Origin of the sequence: Sphingobium phenoxybenzoativorans (assembly GCF_001757355.1) — a bacterium.
Taxonomy (GTDB): Bacteria; Pseudomonadota; Alphaproteobacteria; order Sphingomonadales; family Sphingomonadaceae; genus Sphingobium; species Sphingobium phenoxybenzoativorans.
In genome coordinates, this window is the sequence record NZ_MINO01000183.1 from 1 (window position 1) to 1,202 (window position 1,202).

1 protein-coding gene is annotated in these 1,202 nt (G+C 61.5%); it reads left to right on the forward strand.

Features of this window, described 5'->3' with window-relative positions; all coding sequences use genetic code 11:
• Positions 1 to 236 precede the first annotated feature (236 nt).
• Positions 237 to 1,187: an IS110 family RNA-guided transposase gene (locus BHQ40_RS24715; protein WP_070158310.1), complete on the forward strand. Its 951-nt coding sequence runs from the start codon at positions 237 to 239 to the stop codon at positions 1,185 to 1,187.
• The last annotated feature ends 15 nt before the right edge of the window (positions 1,188 to 1,202 follow it).

Genomic DNA, 1,202 nt, shown 5'->3' on the forward strand with positions numbered 1-1,202 from the left:
TGCGGGATTGTCTGTTGGATTGCTTTTATCGTTGGTGTGCTTCCTGATGGGAAGTGGGAGATTGGCCTGAGCCGGGTGGCCACCCGGCTCAGGCCGGCGCTTGATCGACCGTTGCGGGATGGGACGAACGTCCGTCGTCATCAGGGTCGTCACGCGCTTTCTCCCTTATCGCTTGCAGAGTTATTTGGGCCAACACGCCCGCAGACAATCGCAAGCTCTCACGAGGAGATTGTCCGATGCTACACCAGCCACTCGATGTCAGCCAAGCCGGCGCGCCCGCTATTTTGGGGTGTGATGTCGCCAAGGCCACCATCCAGATCCATGACAATGCCTCCGGCCGCAACTGGAGCATCCCCAACAAGCCCCAGCCGCTGGCGGCGCTGATCGCCCAACATCCCCATCATCATATCCTTGTCGAAGCAACCGGTGGATACGAGATCGCGCTTATCGAGATCGCCCTCGCACATGAGCGCACCGTCTATCGCATCCATCCCAACCAGGCCCGCGCCTTCGCCCAAAGCCTTGGTCAACGCGCCAAGACCGATCCGATCGACGCTGCCGCGCTCGCGCTCTTCGGCCATATGTTCCACGCCCGCCTCAGACCCTTCCACCTGCCATCCCAGGATGAACGGCGCCTGCGCCAACTCGCGCGCCGCCGTGACGAACTGATCGCCATGCGAACCCAGGAGCGAAACCGCCTCAAAGCGCCCGAGCCCCTGACGCCTCGCGACAGCATGACCCGCATGCTCGCTCATCTCGCCGATGAAATCGCCTGCATCCAGGCCGAAATCGAGCGCATCTTCCTGGGCAATCGTCAGCTCGCCGAAAAGCAGGCCGTCCTTTGCGCCATCAAAGGCCTGGGCAAGACAACCGCCCATAACCTGCTGGCCACCCTGCCCGAACTCGGGGCGCTCTCCGGCAAGCACATCGCAGCTCTTGGCGGCCTGGCTCCCCACGCTCACGATAGCGGAAGCAGAACCGGCTACCGGAAAACCGGCAAAGGACGATCCGAGGTCCGGCGCATCCTCTTCATGGCGACCCTCGCCGCCACAAGGCACAACCCAACCATCAAAGCCTTCTACGACCGCCTCATCGCCAACACCAAAAAACCCATGGCCGCCATCATCGCATGCGCCAGAAAACTCCTCACCATCGCAAACGCAAAAATCCGCGACGCTCAGATATAACAGAGTTGATGACGG

Excerpts from the sequence above, each read along its gene's own strand:
- BHQ40_RS24715 (WP_070158310.1), top strand. The coding sequence starts at position 237 with ATGCTACACCAGCCACTCGATGTCAGCCAAGCCGGCGCGCCCGCTATT.